This is a genomic window from Clostridium nigeriense (genome assembly GCF_900086595.1).
Lineage (GTDB): Bacteria > Bacillota > Clostridia > Clostridiales > Clostridiaceae > Clostridium > Clostridium nigeriense.
This window is the reverse complement of record NZ_LT575472.1, coordinates 701,653-721,156: the sequence shown is the minus strand read 5'-3', so window position 1 is coordinate 721,156 and position 19,504 is coordinate 701,653. Positions and strand designations below refer to the sequence as shown.

The 19,504-nt window shown below is 29.1% G+C and carries 13 protein-coding genes and 1 riboswitch; of the genes, 4 read left to right on the top strand and 9 right to left on the bottom strand.

The window, feature by feature from the left end; genetic code table 11:
* Window positions 1-42: 42 nt before the first annotated feature.
* Window positions 43-1,491, bottom strand: coding sequence for an IMP dehydrogenase (gene guaB / locus BN6774_RS03800; RefSeq protein ID WP_066890194.1), 1,449 nt, complete (start codon window positions 1,489-1,491; stop codon window positions 43-45).
* A 156-nt stretch (window positions 1,492-1,647) separates the two neighbouring features.
* Window positions 1,648-1,745: riboswitch (purine riboswitch) on the bottom strand.
* Window positions 1,746-1,970: 225 nt separating this feature from the next.
* On the opposite strand from guaB, the gene BN6774_RS03795 reads away from it, so the two are divergent.
* The 4 genes from BN6774_RS03795 (at window position 1,971) to BN6774_RS03780 (ending at window position 7,195) form a co-directional block, all read left to right on the top strand.
* Window positions 1,971-3,341, top strand: coding sequence for a PTS transporter subunit EIIC (locus BN6774_RS03795; protein ID WP_084766855.1), 1,371 nt, complete (start codon window positions 1,971-1,973; stop codon window positions 3,339-3,341).
* Between the two features lie 30 nt (window positions 3,342-3,371).
* Entirely contained in the window at window positions 3,372-4,205 is an 834-nt protein-coding gene (locus tag BN6774_RS03790; RefSeq protein WP_407922086.1) for a glycoside hydrolase family 1 protein, read from the top strand.
* 179 nt (window positions 4,206-4,384) lie between these two features.
* Complete coding sequence (locus BN6774_RS03785) at window positions 4,385-5,755, top strand: PTS transporter subunit EIIC (RefSeq protein ID WP_084766855.1); 1,371 nt, start codon at window positions 4,385-4,387, stop codon at window positions 5,753-5,755.
* 30 nt (window positions 5,756-5,785) lie between these two features.
* Window positions 5,786-7,195, top strand: a complete 1,410-nt coding sequence (locus BN6774_RS03780; RefSeq protein WP_066890192.1) for a glycoside hydrolase family 1 protein — start codon at window positions 5,786-5,788, stop codon at window positions 7,193-7,195.
* 37 nt (window positions 7,196-7,232) lie between these two features.
* Here BN6774_RS03780 and BN6774_RS03775 read toward each other — a convergent pair whose 3' ends face one another.
* From BN6774_RS03775 to BN6774_RS03740, 8 genes are all read right to left on the bottom strand, one after another.
* A complete protein-coding gene (locus BN6774_RS03775; protein ID WP_066890190.1) occupies window positions 7,233-7,559 on the bottom strand; it encodes a hypothetical protein in 327 nt (108 codons plus the stop codon).
* Between the two features lie 14 nt (window positions 7,560-7,573).
* Window positions 7,574-8,272 carry a response regulator gene (locus tag BN6774_RS03770; protein WP_066890188.1) on the bottom strand — a complete coding sequence of 233 codons (699 nt, stop codon included), beginning with the start codon at window positions 8,270-8,272 and terminating at the stop codon, window positions 7,574-7,576.
* Window positions 8,247-10,949, bottom strand: a complete 2,703-nt coding sequence (locus tag BN6774_RS03765) for a sensor histidine kinase (RefSeq protein WP_066890186.1) — start codon at window positions 10,947-10,949, stop codon at window positions 8,247-8,249. Before BN6774_RS03765 ends, BN6774_RS03770 begins: the two co-directional genes overlap by 26 nt.
* A 152-nt stretch (window positions 10,950-11,101) precedes the next feature.
* Window positions 11,102-11,695 (bottom strand): potassium-transporting ATPase subunit KdpC, encoded by a 594-nt coding sequence (kdpC, locus tag BN6774_RS03760; protein WP_066890184.1) that lies wholly within the window; start codon window positions 11,693-11,695, stop codon window positions 11,102-11,104.
* An 11-nt stretch (window positions 11,696-11,706) separates the two neighbouring features.
* Window positions 11,707-13,773: a potassium-transporting ATPase subunit KdpB gene (gene kdpB / locus BN6774_RS03755; protein ID WP_066890182.1), complete on the bottom strand. Its 2,067-nt coding sequence runs from the start codon at window positions 13,771-13,773 to the stop codon at window positions 11,707-11,709.
* 15 nt (window positions 13,774-13,788) lie between these two features.
* Window positions 13,789-15,528 (bottom strand): potassium-transporting ATPase subunit KdpA, encoded by a 1,740-nt coding sequence (gene kdpA, locus BN6774_RS03750; protein ID WP_066890180.1) that lies wholly within the window; start codon window positions 15,526-15,528, stop codon window positions 13,789-13,791.
* A 335-nt stretch (window positions 15,529-15,863) separates the two neighbouring features.
* Window positions 15,864-16,712 carry a hypothetical protein gene (locus BN6774_RS03745; RefSeq protein ID WP_066890178.1) on the bottom strand — a complete coding sequence of 283 codons (849 nt, stop codon included), beginning with the start codon at window positions 16,710-16,712 and terminating at the stop codon, window positions 15,864-15,866.
* A gap of 23 nt (window positions 16,713-16,735) precedes the next feature.
* Window positions 16,736-19,498 carry a VWA domain-containing protein gene (locus tag BN6774_RS03740; protein WP_066890175.1) on the bottom strand — a complete coding sequence of 921 codons (2,763 nt, stop codon included), beginning with the start codon at window positions 19,496-19,498 and terminating at the stop codon, window positions 16,736-16,738.
* Between the last annotated feature and the right edge of the window lie 6 nt (window positions 19,499-19,504).

The window sequence follows — 19,504 nt, the reverse complement described above, 5'->3', positions numbered from 1 at the left end:
AAGAAATTATGCATTATCCATTATTATAGTAAGTAACCCTAGTTACTTACTATAATTAGGTGACTCTTTAGTTATTTGAACATCATGTGGATGACTTTCTCTTATTCCTGATGATGTTTGAACTACAAACTTAGCATTTTCATATAAGCTTTCTAGATTTTCTGCACCTAAATATCCCATTCCCGATCTAATTCCACCTAATAGTTGGTATATTGTGTCTGCTACATGACCTTTATATGCAACTCTTCCTTCAATACCTTCTGGTACAAACTTTTTAGTTCCATTTTGGAAATATCTATCACTTGATCCCTTTTCCATAGCTCCAAGGGAACCCATTCCTCTATATACTTTGTAGCTTCTTCCTTGATACACTTCCATAGCACCTGGTGCTTCTTCACAGCCAGCAAACATAGATCCCATCATAGCTACTGATGCTCCACCAGCTAATGCTTTAACTATATCTCCTGAATATTTTAATCCACCGTCAGCAATTACAGGAACTCCATGTTTTCTTCCTTCTTCTGCACAATCCATAACAGCAGTTAATTGAGGTACTCCCACACCAGCAACTATTCTAGTTGTACAAATTGATCCTGGTCCAATACCTACCTTAACGCAGTCAGCTCCCGCTTCAATTAAATCTCTAGTTGCTTCAGCAGTTGCCACATTACCAGCTATAATTTGAAGATCTGGATATTTATCTTTTATTTTTCTTACTGCATCCATAACACCTTTGGAATGTCCATGAGCTGTATCTAATGTAATAACATCAACACTTGCTTTAACTAAGGCATCTACTCTTTCCATCATATCCTTAGTAATACCCACTGATGCTCCACATAATAATCTTCCTCTAGCATCCTTTGCAGCATTTGGAAATGCCTTTACCTTTTCTATATCTTTAATAGTTATTAATCCTTTTAAGTTATTTTCACTATCTACTAATGGCAACTTTTCAATTTTATGTTTTTTTAATATTTCAAGGGCCTCTTCTAAAGTTGTTCCTTCATGTGATGTTATAAGAGGACTCTTAGTCATAACTTCTGAAATTAATCTATCATAGTTTGTTTCAAATACTATATCTCTATTAGTTATTATTCCAACCAATTGCGTTCCTCTAGTTATTGGAACTCCTGATATTCTATATTGAGCCATAAGTTCTTGCGCTTCTCTTACTGTATGTTCTTCAGATAAGAATATAGGATCTGTAATTACTCCATTTTCTTGTCTCTTAACTCTATCTACTTCTTTTGCTTGCTCTTCTATAGTCATATTCTTATGTATGATACCAATACCACCTTCTCTAGCCATGGCAATAGCCATTTTAGATTCTGTTACTGTATCCATACTTGCACTCATTAAAGGAATGTTTAAAGAAATCTTTCTAGTTAATTTAGTTTTTAAACTAACTTCGTTAGGTAAAACCTCTGATTTATTTGGTACTAATAATACATCGTCAAAAGTATAAGCGGTTTTAATAATTGTTGCCATTGTTCTTCCCCCTTAAAATGATTATTTTCTTTCATATTTTTATAAAAATGAATTATATCATTCATTTTTATATCTATTTTTGTGTATAAAAAAAGACATACTAATCTTCTAAGTGAAGTTAATATGCCTAACTCTACATAATAATATATATAGGTATAGTATATCAAAATCACCCATAGTCGGAAATTTAAGGTTTCCGGTAGATACTCTCTGCCATATTCAAAGGATATACGAGTTATTTATATCAATCTATTTTTAATTTATAGATATTATATAACTAGCCTATACTGTTGTCAATGATTTTGCAATTTATAATTCAATTATTTTATTAATTTGATATGTCTATTCATAAATACCCTTTCTGTTTAATTTATTATAAAATTTCAAATACTACATATTATTGATTTTCTTCATTATTATATGTATATTATTTATTATTAGATATTTATTATTAATTAACAGCTTAACTGGAGGATAAAATGAATTATAAAGAGATAGCAAATAATATTCTATTAAACTTAGGTAGTAAGGATAATATTAAAGAATTAACTCATTGTATGACAAGACTTAGATTTAAAATCAAAGATATGTCTAAAGTAAATATGGATAATTTAAAGAAAATAGAAGGTGTAATAACAGTTGTTGAAAGCATGGGCCAACTTCAAGTAGTTATTGGTAATAAGGTAACTAAAGTTTATGATGAATTAATAAAACTAGTTCCTAGTATGTCTGTGGATAATAACAACAACCATAAACCAGTAAAAGAAAATATATTTAACTTAATATTATCTACTATTGCTGGAATCTTCACTCCAATTATACCTGCTATAGCTGGCTCTGGTATGATTAAAGGAATTCTATCAGTAGTAGCTATGTATTACTTAAACAAACATAATATTGATATTAAAACAACTCAAAGTTATATTATTTTAAACTCAATGGCAGATGCAATATTCTATTTCATGCCTATTATTTTAGGATATACTTCTGCGAAAGTTTTTAAAGCTAATAAAATAATCTCTATGGTTATTGGGGCTACTCTTTGTTATCCAGCATTTACTGCTCTTATGACTGGTACTGATCCTGTTAACTTTTTAGGTCTTTCAGTAACTAAAGCTGGTTATACATCATCAGTAATTCCTATAATTTTAACTATTTGGGTTTTATCTTATGTAGAAAGATTTCTTGAAAAATATATTCCTGAAGTAATTAAAATAATAATGATACCTACTTTATCATTAATTATAATGCTACCTGCAACATTATTTTTATTTGGGCCAATTGGAATTTATATAGGTAATACTATAAGCTTTGCATATAAATTTATTTATGAATTAAGCCCTACTCTTTGCGGAGCCTTTATTGGTGGATTATGGTGTGTGTTAGTTATATTTGGAGCTCATAGAGCTTTACTTCCTATAGGTATAAATGATGTAGCTCAAATGGGAAAACAAAACTTACTTGCTTTTGCAGGAGCTGCTAATTTTTCACAGGCTGGTGCTGCTTTAGGAGTATTTTTTAAAACTAAAAATGATAATTTAAAAACAATTTCTTTATCTGCATCTATAACAGCATTATTTGGTATAACAGAGCCTGCTATTTATGGTGCAAACCTTAGATTAAAGAAACCAATGATTTGTGCTGTAATTTGTGGAGCAATTGGTGGTGGCGTTATGGGATTTGGAGGTGCCTTTGGAAATGCCTTTGCAAACCAAGGAATTTTAACTATCCCTGTATATGCCACAGCTGGAGCAAAAGGATTTATTAGTTATTTAATTGGTTGCGCTATTGCTTTTTTTGGATCAGCTTTATTAACATATATAATTGGTTTTGAGGATATAAAAAATTAATAACAATGAAATGAAAGGATTGACATTTTTATGAATACAACTTTTCCAAAGGATTTTATGTGGGGTGCTTCATCTTCTGCCTTTCAAATTGAAGGAGCTTGGGATGAAGATGGCAAAAAACTAACTGTTGCAGATTATAACTCCTTTAAAAAATCTCATATGCAAGCAGATACTAAAGTAGCATCTGACTTTTATCATAATTACGAAGAAGATATAAAGCTTATGAAGGAACTTGGAATGAAAACTTATAGATTTTCACTTTCTTGGGCTAGAATAATTCCTGATGGTGATGGAGAAATAAATCAAAAAGGAATAGACTTTTATCATAAAGTTATAGATAAGTTAATTGAATATAATATTGAACCATTTGTTACCTTATATCATTTTGATTTACCTTTTGCACTAGTAGAAAAATATAATGGGTGGGAATCTAGAGAAACAGTATATGCTTTTGAAAGATATGCTAAGCTTTGTTTTAAGGAATACGGAAACAAGGTTAAATATTGGCAACCTCATAATGAACATAATTTAATTGTTAGAGTTGAAGAAAGAATTAATATTTATGACGAAACAGATAAATGGAAAGTAGATAAAATGCGTGCTCAAATGGATTATAACTTGTGTTTAGCTCATGCCTTAGCTGTTAACGCTTGTCATGAAATGATTCCTGATGCAAAAATAGGTCCTGCCGTTTCTTCATCAGTAACATATCCATTAACCACTAATCCAGAAGATGTATTTGCTGCTAGGATGAATGATAACTTTAAAGTNTCTCTGCCATATTCAAAGGATATACGAGTTATTTATATCAATCTATTTTTAATTTATAGATATTATATAACTAGCCTATACTGTTGTCAATGATTTTGCAATTTATAATTCAATTATTTTATTAATTTGATATGTCTATTCATAAATACCCTTTCTGTTTAATTTATTATAAAATTTCAAATACTACATATTATTGATTTTCTTCATTATTATATGTATATTATTTATTATTAGATATTTATTATTAATTAACAGCTTAACTGGAGGATAAAATGAATTATAAAGAGATAGCAAATAATATTCTATTAAACTTAGGTAGTAAGGATAATATTAAAGAATTAACTCATTGTATGACAAGACTTAGATTTAAAATCAAAGATATGTCTAAAGTAAATATGGATAATTTAAAGAAAATAGAAGGTGTAATAACAGTTGTTGAAAGCATGGGCCAACTTCAAGTAGTTATTGGTAATAAGGTAACTAAAGTTTATGATGAATTAATAAAACTAGTTCCTAGTATGTCTGTGGATAATAACAACAACCATAAACCAGTAAAAGAAAATATATTTAACTTAATATTATCTACTATTGCTGGAATCTTCACTCCAATTATACCTGCTATAGCTGGCTCTGGTATGATTAAAGGAATTCTATCAGTAGTAGCTATGTATTACTTAAACAAACATAATATTGATATTAAAACAACTCAAAGTTATATTATTTTAAACTCAATGGCAGATGCAATATTCTATTTCATGCCTATTATTTTAGGATATACTTCTGCGAAAGTTTTTAAAGCTAATAAAATAATCTCTATGGTTATTGGGGCTACTCTTTGTTATCCAGCATTTACTGCTCTTATGACTGGTACTGATCCTGTTAACTTTTTAGGTCTTTCAGTAACTAAAGCTGGTTATACATCATCAGTAATTCCTATAATTTTAACTATTTGGGTTTTATCTTATGTAGAAAGATTTCTTGAAAAATATATTCCTGAAGTAATTAAAATAATAATGATACCTACTTTATCATTAATTATAATGCTACCTGCAACATTATTTTTATTTGGGCCAATTGGAATTTATATAGGTAATACTATAAGCTTTGCATATAAATTTATTTATGAATTAAGCCCTACTCTTTGCGGAGCCTTTATTGGTGGATTATGGTGTGTGTTAGTTATATTTGGAGCTCATAGAGCTTTACTTCCTATAGGTATAAATGATGTAGCTCAAATGGGAAAACAAAACTTACTTGCTTTTGCAGGAGCTGCTAATTTTTCACAGGCTGGTGCTGCTTTAGGAGTATTTTTTAAAACTAAAAATGATAATTTAAAAACAATTTCTTTATCTGCATCTATAACAGCATTATTTGGTATAACAGAGCCTGCTATTTATGGTGCAAACCTTAGATTAAAGAAACCAATGATTTGTGCTGTAATTTGTGGAGCAATTGGTGGTGGCGTTATGGGATTTGGAGGTGCCTTTGGAAATGCCTTTGCAAACCAAGGAATTTTAACTATCCCTGTATATGCCACAGCTGGAGCAAAAGGATTTATTAGTTATTTAATTGGTTGCGCTATTGCTTTTTTTGGATCAGCTTTATTAACATATATAATTGGTTTTGAGGATATAAAAAATTAATAACAATGAAATGAAAGGATTGACATTTTTATGAATACAACTTTTCCAAAGGATTTTATGTGGGGTGCTTCATCTTCTGCCTTTCAAATTGAAGGAGCTTGGGATGAAGATGGCAAAAAACTAACTGTTGCAGATTATAACTCCTTTAAAAAATCTCATATGCAAGCAGATACTAAAGTAGCATCTGACTTTTATCATAATTACGAAGAAGATATAAAGCTTATGAAGGAACTTGGAATGAAAACTTATAGATTTTCACTTTCTTGGGCTAGAATAATTCCTGATGGTGATGGAGAAATAAATCAAAAAGGAATAGACTTTTATCATAAAGTTATAGATAAGTTAATTGAATATAATATTGAACCATTTGTTACCTTATATCATTTTGATTTACCTTTTGCACTAGTAGAAAAATATAATGGGTGGGAATCTAGAGAAACAGTATATGCTTTTGAAAGATATGCTAAGCTTTGTTTTAAGGAATACGGAAACAAGGTTAAATATTGGCAACCTCATAATGAACATAATTTAATTGTTAGAGTTGAAGAAAGAATTAATATTTATGACGAAACAGATAAATGGAAAGTAGATAAAATGCGTGCTCAAATGGATTATAACTTGTGTTTAGCTCATGCCTTAGCTGTTAACGCTTGTCATGAAATGATTCCTGATGCAAAAATAGGTCCTGCCGTTTCTTCATCAGTAACATATCCATTAACCACTAATCCAGAAGATGTATTTGCTGCTAGGATGAATGATAACTTTAAAGTTTACTATATGTTAGATATGCATTATTACGGAGAATATCCAGGATATTATATGGAATACCTAAAGAAAAGAAATATAATGCCTTATACCGAAGAAAAAGATAAAGAAATATTAAAAAAAGCAAAAATAGATTTTATAGCTATTAATTATTATAGAACTAACTGTGCTTCCTTCTTACCTTGTGATGAAAATAATCCTTTTGGTCTTAGAGAAGGTACAGTTGACTTTAATATTTACGGACTATTTAAAATGTCTATGAATCCTAACTTAAAAGCAACAGAATACGGGGCAGCTATAGACCCTTCTGGCCTTAGAGTAGCCTTAAATGAATATTGGCAAAGATACCATCTTCCATTAATAATAACTGAAAATGGACTTGGAACTCCAGATGTATTAGAAAATGGAAAAGTTCACGATGCTTATAGAATAGAATATTTAAGAGAACATTTAAAAGCTTGTGAATTAGCTATTAAGGATGGAGTTAACCTTATGGGATACTGTCCATGGTCTTTTATGGATCTTTTAAGTTCTGCCCAAGGCTTTAGAAAAAGATATGGGTTAGTTTATGTAAATAGAACTGATGATGACCTTTTAGATTTAAAAAGAGTTAAAAAGGATAGTTTTTATTGGTACAAAAAAGTTATAGAAACTAACGGTGAATTAGATCATTAATTTATTTAAATAGAGCTGCCTTTTGACAGCTCTATTTTTAACCTAAATCAATTTTATAAATTCCACTATTATCTAATGATATTCTTTTTAGGTTGTTTTCAGCCGGGATATAAGTTGAATCAAATGCTAATGCTGCTCTATAATAATTTTGAGCTAACTTTTTATTATTTAAAAGTTCTTCAATTACCCCTAATAAATTTTCTATTTCAGCATTGCTACTATCTAAAAACAAAGCTTCCTTTAATAGTAATTTTGCCTTAGAATATTCCTTTTTCATTATAGCTTCTCTAGATTTTTTTATATACTCATTTAAATCTTTATTATTTTTTAAAACTTTTATATTTGAACTATTAATTATCCCCATATTAATCACCTTTACTAATCTTGTATTCTTACAAGCCTGTATCCAACTCCTATATGTGTTTGAATATATGTGTTTTTCTCACAATTCTTTTCTATTTTTTTTCTTAAAGTCGCCATAAAAACCCTAAGAGATGGTATGTCACTTTCATAAGCCACTCCCCATATTTCTTTTAATATATATGTGTGAGTTAAAACCTTACCTACATTTTTTGCTAATAAGCATATTAATTTATATTCTATTGGAGTTAAGTGAGTTTCTTCTTCTCCAATAAAAACACATCCTGATGCATAATCTATTCTTAAATTTCCATTAATAAATTCAGTGCTTTCTTCTTTTTTTGAATTATCATAATTCATTTTACGAATAGCAACCCTTATTCTTGCAAGTAGTTCATCTACACTAAAGGGCTTAGTTAAATAATCATCTGCACCTGAATCTAAAGCTTCAATTTTATCCCTATCTTCACTTCTAGCACTAACTACTATTATAGGACAATTAGACCATGTTCTAATCTTTTTTATTATATCAACTCCATCTATATCTGGAAGCCCTAAATCTAATAAAATAATATCAGGCTTATGAGATGTAGCAAGAGTTATTCCTTGTGTTCCATTTTCTGCTGTAATGCAGTTATATGAATTAATTTCTAAAGTTGCTGACATAAAATTTCTTATTGCTTTTTCATCTTCAATTACCAAAATCGATTCTTTCATTTTTAACCTCCACCTTTAATAGTGTAAATCCTATTACTGTTCCATGAGGATAATTATTCCTAACATATATTTCTCCTCCATGAGCATTTATTATTGATTTACATAATGCAAGACCTAACCCTAACCCTCTTCTACTATCACCTTTATTACCGCTTACGGTAAAAAACATATCAAATATACATTCTTGGTCCTGTTTGCTTATTCCTACTCCATTATCTATAACTTCAACGATTACCTTATTACCCTTAGTAAATACATCTATTCTTATTTTTGTTCCTGCTTCAGTATATTTAATTGCATTATCTACTATATTAATTATTACTTGCACTATTAACCTTACATCAACATCCACCATAAGTAAGTCATCTTTAAGATTTATCTTAACCTTATACTCAGAAATTCTACGATTTACATGTTGAAGTGCTTCATTTATTATTTCTTCTATTAATTGAGGCTCTGTATTTAACTTGACATTTCCATTATCTATCCTAGATACAGATAGTAAATTTTCCACTAAATTTATTAGCCACATAGAATCATCATATATATCTGATGTTAATCTTCTTTTTGTTTCTTCATCAAAATTATTATTAAGTATAGAGCTTGCACTTCCTGAAATACTTGTAAGTGGTGTTCTTAAATCATGAGAAACTGCCCTTAATAAATTTGCTCTAAACCTTTCATTTTCAGCCTGCATTAAAGCCTTCTTCTTAGACTCACTTAAATTATACTTTTCTATAGCAAAGGATATTTGACTTAGTATAGCTTCTAGTAATGATTTTTCACTGCTATCAATCCTATCATCTTCTCTCATTACTATACCTATTACAGCCATAACTTCACTTTGACCAATAAGAGGAATATACATAGCCTTTGCCCCTGGAATTGTATCTGTATTTGCTCCTGCTCTTTTTTTATTTTTTATTGCCCAGGTAACTACACCTTTTTCTTCTTCTCCTGTGTATTTACTATCTATTTCACTACCATCATCATACTTATAATTATAAATACTTTTTATTTTTTCATCTTTTACTTCATAAATTATAATAGGTTTCCTTAAAAATTTATATAACTGTCTTTGAGCTGTTACTATAATATCTTCTAAATTATCGCTTCTTTCTAAATCTCTACTTGCATCTAATAATATATTAGTTCTACTAGCAATTAAGGCAGATACATTTGCCTGATATTTAACCTTATTAGTTAATGTGCTTGTTACTAGTGCAGATGTAAGCATTATTAAAAATGTAACTAAATATCCAGGATCATAAAAATTAAGTGAAAACCTTGGTACTGTAAAGAAAAAATTAAATAATAATACACTAAAAAGAGAAGCAAAACCGCCATATATATATCCATTTGTTTTATTTGATATTAATAAAACTCCTAAAATAAATACTGTAATTATATTAGCTTCACTAAATCCTAAATTATATAATATTAATCCTATTATAATAACTCCAACAAGTATTCCTAATGTTTTCATAACATCTGAAAAAGATAATTTCATATTTTTTAGTATATATCTTTTTTTATAAAAACTATCTTCACTATCTGGTATAACATAAAGGTCTATATCAGGGGCTAATTCAATTATTCTATCTACATACCCAAGCTTAGATATAAAAAATCTTTTTCTTCTTTTAGTTCTTCCTATTATAATCTTAGAAACTCCACTTAACTTAGCATATTCTGCTACTTGATAAGGTACATCGTCACCATATACAGTTTCAATTTTTGCTCCTAGTTCTTCAGCTAGCTTTAAATTTTCTCTTAGTTTTTTAATATTTTTATCATTTAACTCCTTAGACACTACAGTTTCTACAAATAAAGCTGTAAAATCTGCATTAAAAGCTTCTGCCATTCTTGCAGCTGCTCTTATTACTTTTGCATTTGATGGAGAAGAGCTTAAACACACTAATATATGCTCATTTGTATGGTATATATTTTTACTATAATTCTTGTTTATATTTACTTCTTTATTTACTCTATCTGCTGTTTCTCTTAATGATATTTCCCGTAAAGCAACTAGATTTTCTCTAATAAAGAAGTTGTCTAAAGCTCTTTTAGCTTGGTCATTTTTGTATATCTTTCCTGCATTTAATCTTTCTATTAAATCAGAAGGCTCTATATCTATTAGTTCTACTTGAAATGCATCATTAAAAAATCTATCAGGAACTCTTTCTTTAACTACTACATTAGTAATTGAAGCAACAATATCATTTAAACTTTCTATATGCTGAACATTAACTGTAGTGTAAACATCTATTCCTGCATTTAGCAACTCTTCTATATCACAATATCTTTTTTTATGCCTTAACCCTTCAACATTAGTGTGGGCAAGTTCATCTACTAATATTAACTGAGGTTTTCTTTTTAATGCTTGATCTAAATCAAATTCCTTTAGTATTATTCCTCTATATTCTACTTCTAGTTTTGGTAAAACCTCTAATCCTTCTAATAAAGCTAGTGTTTCCGGTCTTGTATGTGGCTCTATATATCCTACTACAACATCTATACCTGCTTTTTTAGCTGCATGAGCAGCATCTAACATGGCATAGGTTTTACCTACACCAGCTGCATAACCAAAGAATATTTTTAATTTACCCTTTTTATTTTTCTCTTCATTTTCTTTTATCTTTCTTAATAACTCATCAGGATTAGGACGGTTTTCCATAAACTAGCACCCCATTTTAATTGATATTTTATAATGCATAATTAATAATTAAGGAAGTTATTCATCTAACGCTGAATAACTATAAATTAAATTTTGAAAACTTCTGTAGAATTTTTCTACTAAATTCTCTATTGTTAACTGTCAACTATCTATTACTCCAACTTTCCATCTAGGGCAAGGTTAACTTTTAGTACATTAACTGTTTCTTCTCCAAACACCCCAAAAGTTCTTCCCTTTGTGTACTTTTTAATAATTTTATTAACTTCTTCATTGCTTATATTTCTACTTTTAGCTATTCTATCTACTTGATATTCTGCTGCTTCTATGGATATATGTGGATCTAATCCACTACCTGAAGCAGTAACTAAGTCTACCGGAATAGCTTCATCTTTCATTTCAGGATTTGCTTCCTTTATTTTATTAACTCTCTCCTTTATTAGCTTTTCATATTCATCACTAGCTGGACTTAAATTTGATGGAGTTCCATACATTAATACTTCTCCACTTTCATTCTTATAAGTAGTAGTATCTAAATTCATAATACGTCCCCACATATACTCATCACCAGTAAACTCTTGAGCTAATAAAGTACTTCCATAAACCTTCCCATTTATTTCTATAATACTACCATTTGCCTTATCTTTAAATAAAATTTGTGAAATACCTGTTATAAAAACTGGATATATTAAACCACAAATTATAGTAAATATTAAAATAAACTTAAATGCCTTTTTAATACTTTTCATAACTTTTCCCCCTATACTAATCCAATAGCAGTTATTATGATATCTATTATTTTTATCGCTATAAATGGAGCTACTATTCCACCTAGTCCATATACTAATAAATTTCTCGATAATAATTTATTTGCTGGAACTTCTCTATATTTTACTCCCTTTAGTGCTAATGGTATTAAAGCAATTATAATTAACGCATTATAAATAACTGCTGAAAATATTGCACTTTCCGGACTATTTAAATTCATTATATTTAACTTTTGTAGCTCTGGATAAAGTCCAATAAATAAAGGTGGTATTATAGCAAAATACTTAGCTAAGTCATTTGCTATACTAAAAGTAGTTAAAGCACCTCTTGTCATTAATAGTTGTTTTCCTATCCTAACAATTTCTATAAGTTTTGTAGGTGAAGAATCTAAATCCACCATATTTCCAGCTTCTTTAGCAGCTTGAGTTCCTGTATTCATAGCAACTGCAACATCTGCCTGTGCTAAAGCTGGTGCATCATTTGTTCCATCTCCTGTCATAGCAACTAAATGACCCTTCTTTTGAAAGTTCTTTATCATATTTAACTTTCCTTCTGGAGTTGCCTCTGCTAAAAAGTCATCTACTCCTGCTTCTGCTGCTATAGCTGCTGCTGTTAAAGGATTATCACCTGTTATCATTATAGTTTTTATACCCATTTTTCTAAGATCTGAAAATTTTTCTTTCACGCCATTTTTTACAATGTCTTTTAGATGTATTATACCTAAGACTTTATTATTTTTACAAACTACTAAAGGAGTACCACCTACTCTTGCAATTTTCTCTACTTTCTCCTCACACTCTTTTGAAAAGTAACCCCCATTTTCTATTACATATCTCTTTACAGCATCTGCTGCTCCCTTTCTTATTTCATTTCCATTAAAATCAATTCCACTCATTCTTGTTTTAGCTGTAAACTCAATAAATTCAGCATTTAAACTTCCTATATCTCTTCCTCTAATTCCAAATTGATTTTTAGCTAAAATCACTATACTTCTTCCTTCTGGAGTTTCATCAGCAATTGAAGATAATTGAGCTGCATCTGCTAATTCTTTTATATCTACTCCATTTACTGGTATAAATTCTGTAGCTTGTCTATTTCCAAGAGTTATAGTTCCTGTTTTATCTAACATTAATATATCTACATCTCCTGCTGCTTCAATAGCTCTACCACTCATAGCTAAAACATTGGCTTCATTTAATCTGCTCATACCAGCAATTCCAATAGCTGATAATAAAGCTCCTATTGTAGTTGGGGCTAAACACACTAATAAAGCTATTAATGAAGTTATTGAAGTAGTATTTATATTTCCTGCCTCATTTGAAATAAACTCTGAATAAGTGTATAGAGAAACTGTAACTATAAGGAATATTATTGTAAGAGAAACTAAAAGTATCTCTAATGCTTTTTCATTTGGAGTTTTCTTTCTTGCAGCTCCTTCTACCATAGCTATCATTTTATCCATGAAGCTTTCTCCTGGATCATTACTAACTTTAATAATTAACCAATCAGATATTACAGTAGTTCCACCTGTAACTGCACTTCTATCTCCACCACTTTCGCGAATAACCGGAGCAGATTCCCCTGTAATTGCACTTTCATCTACTGAAGCTGCTCCATCAATAACATCTCCATCTGCTGGAATTTGTTCTCCTGCAAAAACAATAATTATATCGCCTTTTCTAAGTTCAGTTGAATTTACTTTTTGTATATTTTCTCTTTCTTCTAAAGATGGAATTTTACTTGCTAATACATCTTTTTTAGAAGATCTTAATGCATCAGCTTGAGCCTTACCTCTACCTTCAGCTATTGCTTCTGCAAAGTTTGCAAATAAAACTGTAAACCAAAGTAATATTGATATTCCTAAAATAAAGCTTGGTGTATTATCTTTAATTCCTAATAGAGATAGAAAATATAAAATTGTAGTTAATATTGATGCTATATATACGATAAACATTACTGGATTTTCTTTTTGAATTTTTGGATTTAACTTTATAAAGGAATCCTTAATTGCTCTTTTTAATATTTTCTTATCAGATAGAAAACCCTTATTTTCTTTCATTTTAATTTCCTCCTTCTATCCTATTGATTGAAAAAATTCTGCAATTGGTCCTAAAGCAAGAGCTGGGAAAAAGCTTAGTGCACCTACTAAAAGGACAATAAATATTAATAAACCAATAAATAAAGTATTATGAGTTGGTAATGTTCCTACTCCAACTGCAACCTTTTTCTTTCTAACTAATGAACCTGCAATTGCAAGGGTTCCTAGCATTGGTACAAATCTCACAAACAACATTATTAATCCTAAACTTATATTTATAAAAACTGTATTAGCTTGAAATCCTGCAAAGGCTGATCCATTATTACCTCCTGCTGATGAATAAGCATAAAGTAATTCCGAAAAACCATGTGCTCCAGTATTAGTAAGGCTATTTGCCACACTTGGTACTAATGATGCTATTCCACTTCCTATTAATGTTGCAATAGGCGTTGCAAGGCAAACTAACATAGCCATTTTCATTTCATAAGGTTCTATTTTCTTTCCTAAATATTCAGGAGTTCTACCAACCATAAGTCCAGCAATAAATACTGCTATTATAGCAAAAGCTAGCATTCCATATAGACCACAACCAACTCCTCCAAAAATAACTTCTCCTAATTGCATTAATAACATAGTTACCATTCCTCCTAAAGGTGTATAACTATCATGCATAGAATTTACTGAACCATTGGATGCTGCTGTTGTAAAGGCTGCCCAAGTTGATGAGGACGCTATACCAAACCTTGCTTCCTTCCCTTCCATATTTCCTCCAGCTTGATTTATTGAGGAGATGTTTACAGTTCCATTTTGGGCTAATTGTGGAGTAGCTTTTGCTTCATTTACTGCTATTACAGCAAGAGCCATTATTAACATTATGAACATAGCTATAAATATAGCTCTTCCCTGTCTTTTATCTTTAATATTTCTTCCGAAAGTAAAGCATAAGGCAGCTGGTATTAATAGTATTGATATCATTTCTACCACATTACTAAATGGTGTTGGATTTTCAAAAGGATGAGCAGAGTTTACTCCAAAAAATCCTCCTCCATTAGTCCCTAGTTGTTTAATTGCAATTTGGCTAGCAGCTGGCCCCTGTGGAACCACTTGCTTTGTTACTATAGTTCCATCTTCTAGTGTTATTGGTTGTAATAAATCTACTTCTTTATAAGCTGAAAAGTTTTGTACAACTCCCTGTGAAGCTATTAGTAAAGAAACAACTATTGATAACGGCATTAGTACATGAACTATACTTCTTGTTGTATCCACCCAAAAGTTTCCTATTGTTTTTTCTTTTACCCTAGTAAATCCTCTTATAAGTGCAAACAAAACAGCTATACCTGTTGCTGCAGATACAAAGTTTTGAACTGTTAACCCAAGAGTTTGAGTCAAATAACTTAATTGACTTTCTCCTGAATAAGCCTGCCAATTTGTATTACTTACAAAGCTTGATGCAGTATTAAAGCTTAAATCAAAACTAAGCCCCTTAATTTTTTCTGGATTTAATGGAAGTACACCTTGTAAAACCTGTAATAAAAACAATATTACAAATCCTAGTAAACTAAATATTAATACTGACTTTGCGTATTTCTTCCAATCCATCTCTTCATTCTTATCTATTCCAACAATCTTGTATATAAAATTTTCTATTGGATTTAATATCCTACTTAGAAATGTTTTCTCTCCATTCATTACTTTTCCAATATAATTTCCTAATGGAATAGCTAGTACAACTAAAATTCCTAAATATAATGAGTACTGTATTATTGAGCTAATCATTCCTCTTCACCTCTTAATAAAATATAACTTAAATAAATAAACAATGATAAAGCTACTATGCCTATTAAAGTAATAATTGCTGACACTTTTATTCCCCCTTTCATAGAAATTATATAAAATCTCGCATAAAGATAGTGTTAGGATTGCTAATGATAACATTAAGATTTCATAAAGATTTTATTTAGTAATATAATACTGATAATACTACTGTCGGTTCCGTCGCTCCGCTCCAAGTCACCTTTGCGCATATTATCTTCAGCATTATATTAGTTTATTAGAGCACCCTTTAAGGAATAAAAAAATAAAGGAGATTTCAAAGAAACCTCCTTTATTTTTTATAAATCTTCATCAAATATTATTTTGTTTTCATCATTTCCGTATAAATATGATGTTCTTAAATAAATATTTTTAGCTATAATGTTGCCTACAATATATATGCTTCTTGCTTCTATTTTTATATTCCCATTTGGAGCATATATACTTCCTACTATTGCTATTCCATCATCGCTTTTAATATAAATACTACTATCATATGAAGATAAATTAGTTGGGGTATTAGTTATTTTTTTAGAAGCTATTGCAATAGGCTTTTTATTTATTAAGTCTTGCTTTTCCTTATCTCCTAATATTCCCTTGGCATTAGATAAACTAATATTAATTTTATCGTCTGCTACTATATAATTATTTAACTCTGTTAAACTTCCTGAAACCATTCCATTTGTCACTATAATTGAATTTTTATTTAAATCCTCATTACTTATAACTTTATTTCCATTATATGTGACAGCATTATTCTTAGCTACATTCTCTATATCAGGCATCAAGTCTATCATTTTCTTTTTCTCTGAAATTATATTAGCTTTTCCTTCTATATCCAATTTCGTATAACTATTAAACCATAAATTATTGATATAATCATTATTTTTCTTAATATCATTACTACTCCACGTATTACCTTTTATTTTAAAAGTTGTTCCGTAAAAAGTTAAATTATCATTAGCCCATACATCTCCTTTTAACACAACATCAGAACCTTCTATACGAATATTTTCACTAGCAAAGAGAACATAATCTAAAGGTGTTTTATTAGCTTCATTATTACCTTCTGCTAATACATTAAAGGAAACTATACTCACAATCACTATAGCTAAAGCTACTATAATTAAGTTTTTCTTTTTTTTCATTCTAAAACCTCCCCACCTTATATTTAGAATAAATCTGGAAGTCTTGGTCCATCATTAGAGGTTTTTGTAGACATATCAACATCCTTTGATATATTACTTATAGTTATCGTATTTTTCATATCTGATTTTTCCATCTCACCTACAGTACCTCTATAGACTATTAATATATTCTTATCTATTTCTGTAGACTCTTCAAAACCTAGGATTGATATTTCATATTTGTTGCTTCCTTTATTGCTTATAGTGACTTTCTTAACTTCTTCAAGCTTATTATTAATTAATATATAGACTTTAATTTCTTCATCATTAATCCTTAAATTATTATCAACATTTAAAATTAAATCTATATTATTCCCCTTTAAGATAAAGTTTGAACCAAAGGTCACTGTAGAATTTGGAGTTACATCAAATGATTGTCCATTATTTTCTTGGATTATTATTTCTCCATTACTATTTAATCCATTATATAAACCATGATTTACATATTCTACTTGGGGCTTAACAAATATTGTAGGTGTTTTTACATTGAATTTTAGATCCCTATTACTTAAACTTTTATAGAAAATATAATTATCTCCTTCACTTCCGAAATTATAACTTCCAGAAGGTAAATTATTTGCTTTTAACTTTACTTCTACTATTTTGCTTTCTGCCCTATATAAATTATTACCAATATGCTTATATGTTATTGTAGGTACATCTACTTCTCCTATATTATTTATTCCTGATATAGGAATAAAATCATTACTAATATTCAATTTTATTTTAGTATTAAAATCATAATTTTTAGGAGTTGAAAGTGAAATTAACTTTTTCCTTGCTAAGTCCATTGTATTATTGTTAACTCCATTATCAACATTATTGTTATAAACTATATTATCATTATTTTTTCCGCATATTTGTTCCATTATATAATATAGATCACTATCCTTCTTTTCACTTTCTAAGGATAGAGAAACTAAATTAATTCCACTATTCTTTATATCATTAAATAATGATTGGTACTCATTATTAAATTTATGATAATTACAATCATTGTTTGATATTAAAAGTATATTTTTACTAGCATTCTTTCTTGAATTATTAATTAATTCATTATAAGCTTCTTTTAATCCAGTATATGTTGCTTTAGAATTTGAATTTGTGTACTTACCATTTTCTATATTTTTTATTTCTTGCTCTATTTGTAAGTAATACTTACTATCATAAGGATACTTATTTAAAGAAAACTTTTTATCTGCATTCTTATTATCAAACATAATTAATGAATATTTTACATTATATTCATCCTTCATCATATTTATCAATTTATTCCAAAGAGCATTTTTTATATCTATCATTGTATTTTGTACTTTATACCCATCTTCAAGAACTATAACAACATCCATATTTCCACTGCTATTAAAATCATAATAAGTAAACTCTTCTGGAATAACCTCATATTTTAATGTTATTTCATCATTGCTATTAATTTGAATATTTTTATCACTTATAAGATTAGCCGATATATGTGGTAAATCATCTTCTATTATATCTACTCTTAAATCCACAGTATGACTTTCTTTAATCTTATTATTTTCAAATAGGAAATTAATATCTATTTGCTTTAAAATTTGCTGATTATCTCCTACCTTGGTGCCCCTAGCAATAAAACTAAATTCTATAGGATCAGCATGATATATTATTTTCCCTGTTTTCTTAACTTCCTCATCAGTAGATTTCCTTTTATAATCTATATCCTTAACCTTAATAACATTACCATTAAAATTAAATTCAACCATTTTTGCATTTAAATCTAGCTCTGACTCTTGAAGTAAGTAATTTTCAATAATTTTATCTCCAACTTTATTAAATATTTGCTCTATAGATCCATCACTTTTAGAATAAAACCCGTTTTCTACACTACTTTGCTCTGGTGTTAATCCTGACATAACGGAATGAATTTCCTTAAATTTCTTTAACCCTTCATCTTGTAATCCATACCCTATTGTAAACACTTTAAACTTACTTAAGTTTATTAGTTTACCTATTTCTTTAGCATAATTTAAATCATATCCATATACATCATTAGAGCCACTTCCACTGTTCCATGTTGTACCTCCAAGTTCCTTTGTTGTATCTAGATAATAACTAATAGGCTCTTTAGAAGCTACAGTACAGTAGGTTGGTAAAGCATCTGACATTAAAATTACTGTCTTATCTGCATCCTTGTTGCTTTCAGAAGAATTATTTAATAAGTATATAGCTTGTCTTAACCCTTCTCCTATATTCGTTCCTCCAGATGGAGTAATATTATTTATAACTGTTTTTATATTTTCAATATTATCCTTATTTACAGGTATTAAAGAAGTGTTTGCTCCAACTATATTTATCTTATTTATTTTAGCTGTACTTCCATAAGTTATTATACTTATTTTTAAGTTATTAGCCTCTTTCATTTTATCTACAAATTCTATTGCTGATTTTTTTACCTCTTCAATTTTACTTGTTTCTACACCATTTACACTTATCTTATCCTTCATACTTTTAGAAGTATCTAAAACTAAAACTATCTCTTTAGGTTTAATTTTTTTTTCAAAATCCTGAGGAACTAGTTCTCCAGATACAAGAATATCTTCTCCAACTCTAGCTCTATTAGGGTTAGCAGTTAAATTGCTAATTTTAAAAGTTGGCTTTGTTAATTCCTCATTTGCTTTTACACTAAAATTTTTTAGGGATATTAAAGACATTACAACTAAGAAAGAAATTATAATGCTTATTAATTTTTTCTGCTTATTTTTAACCATCTTATC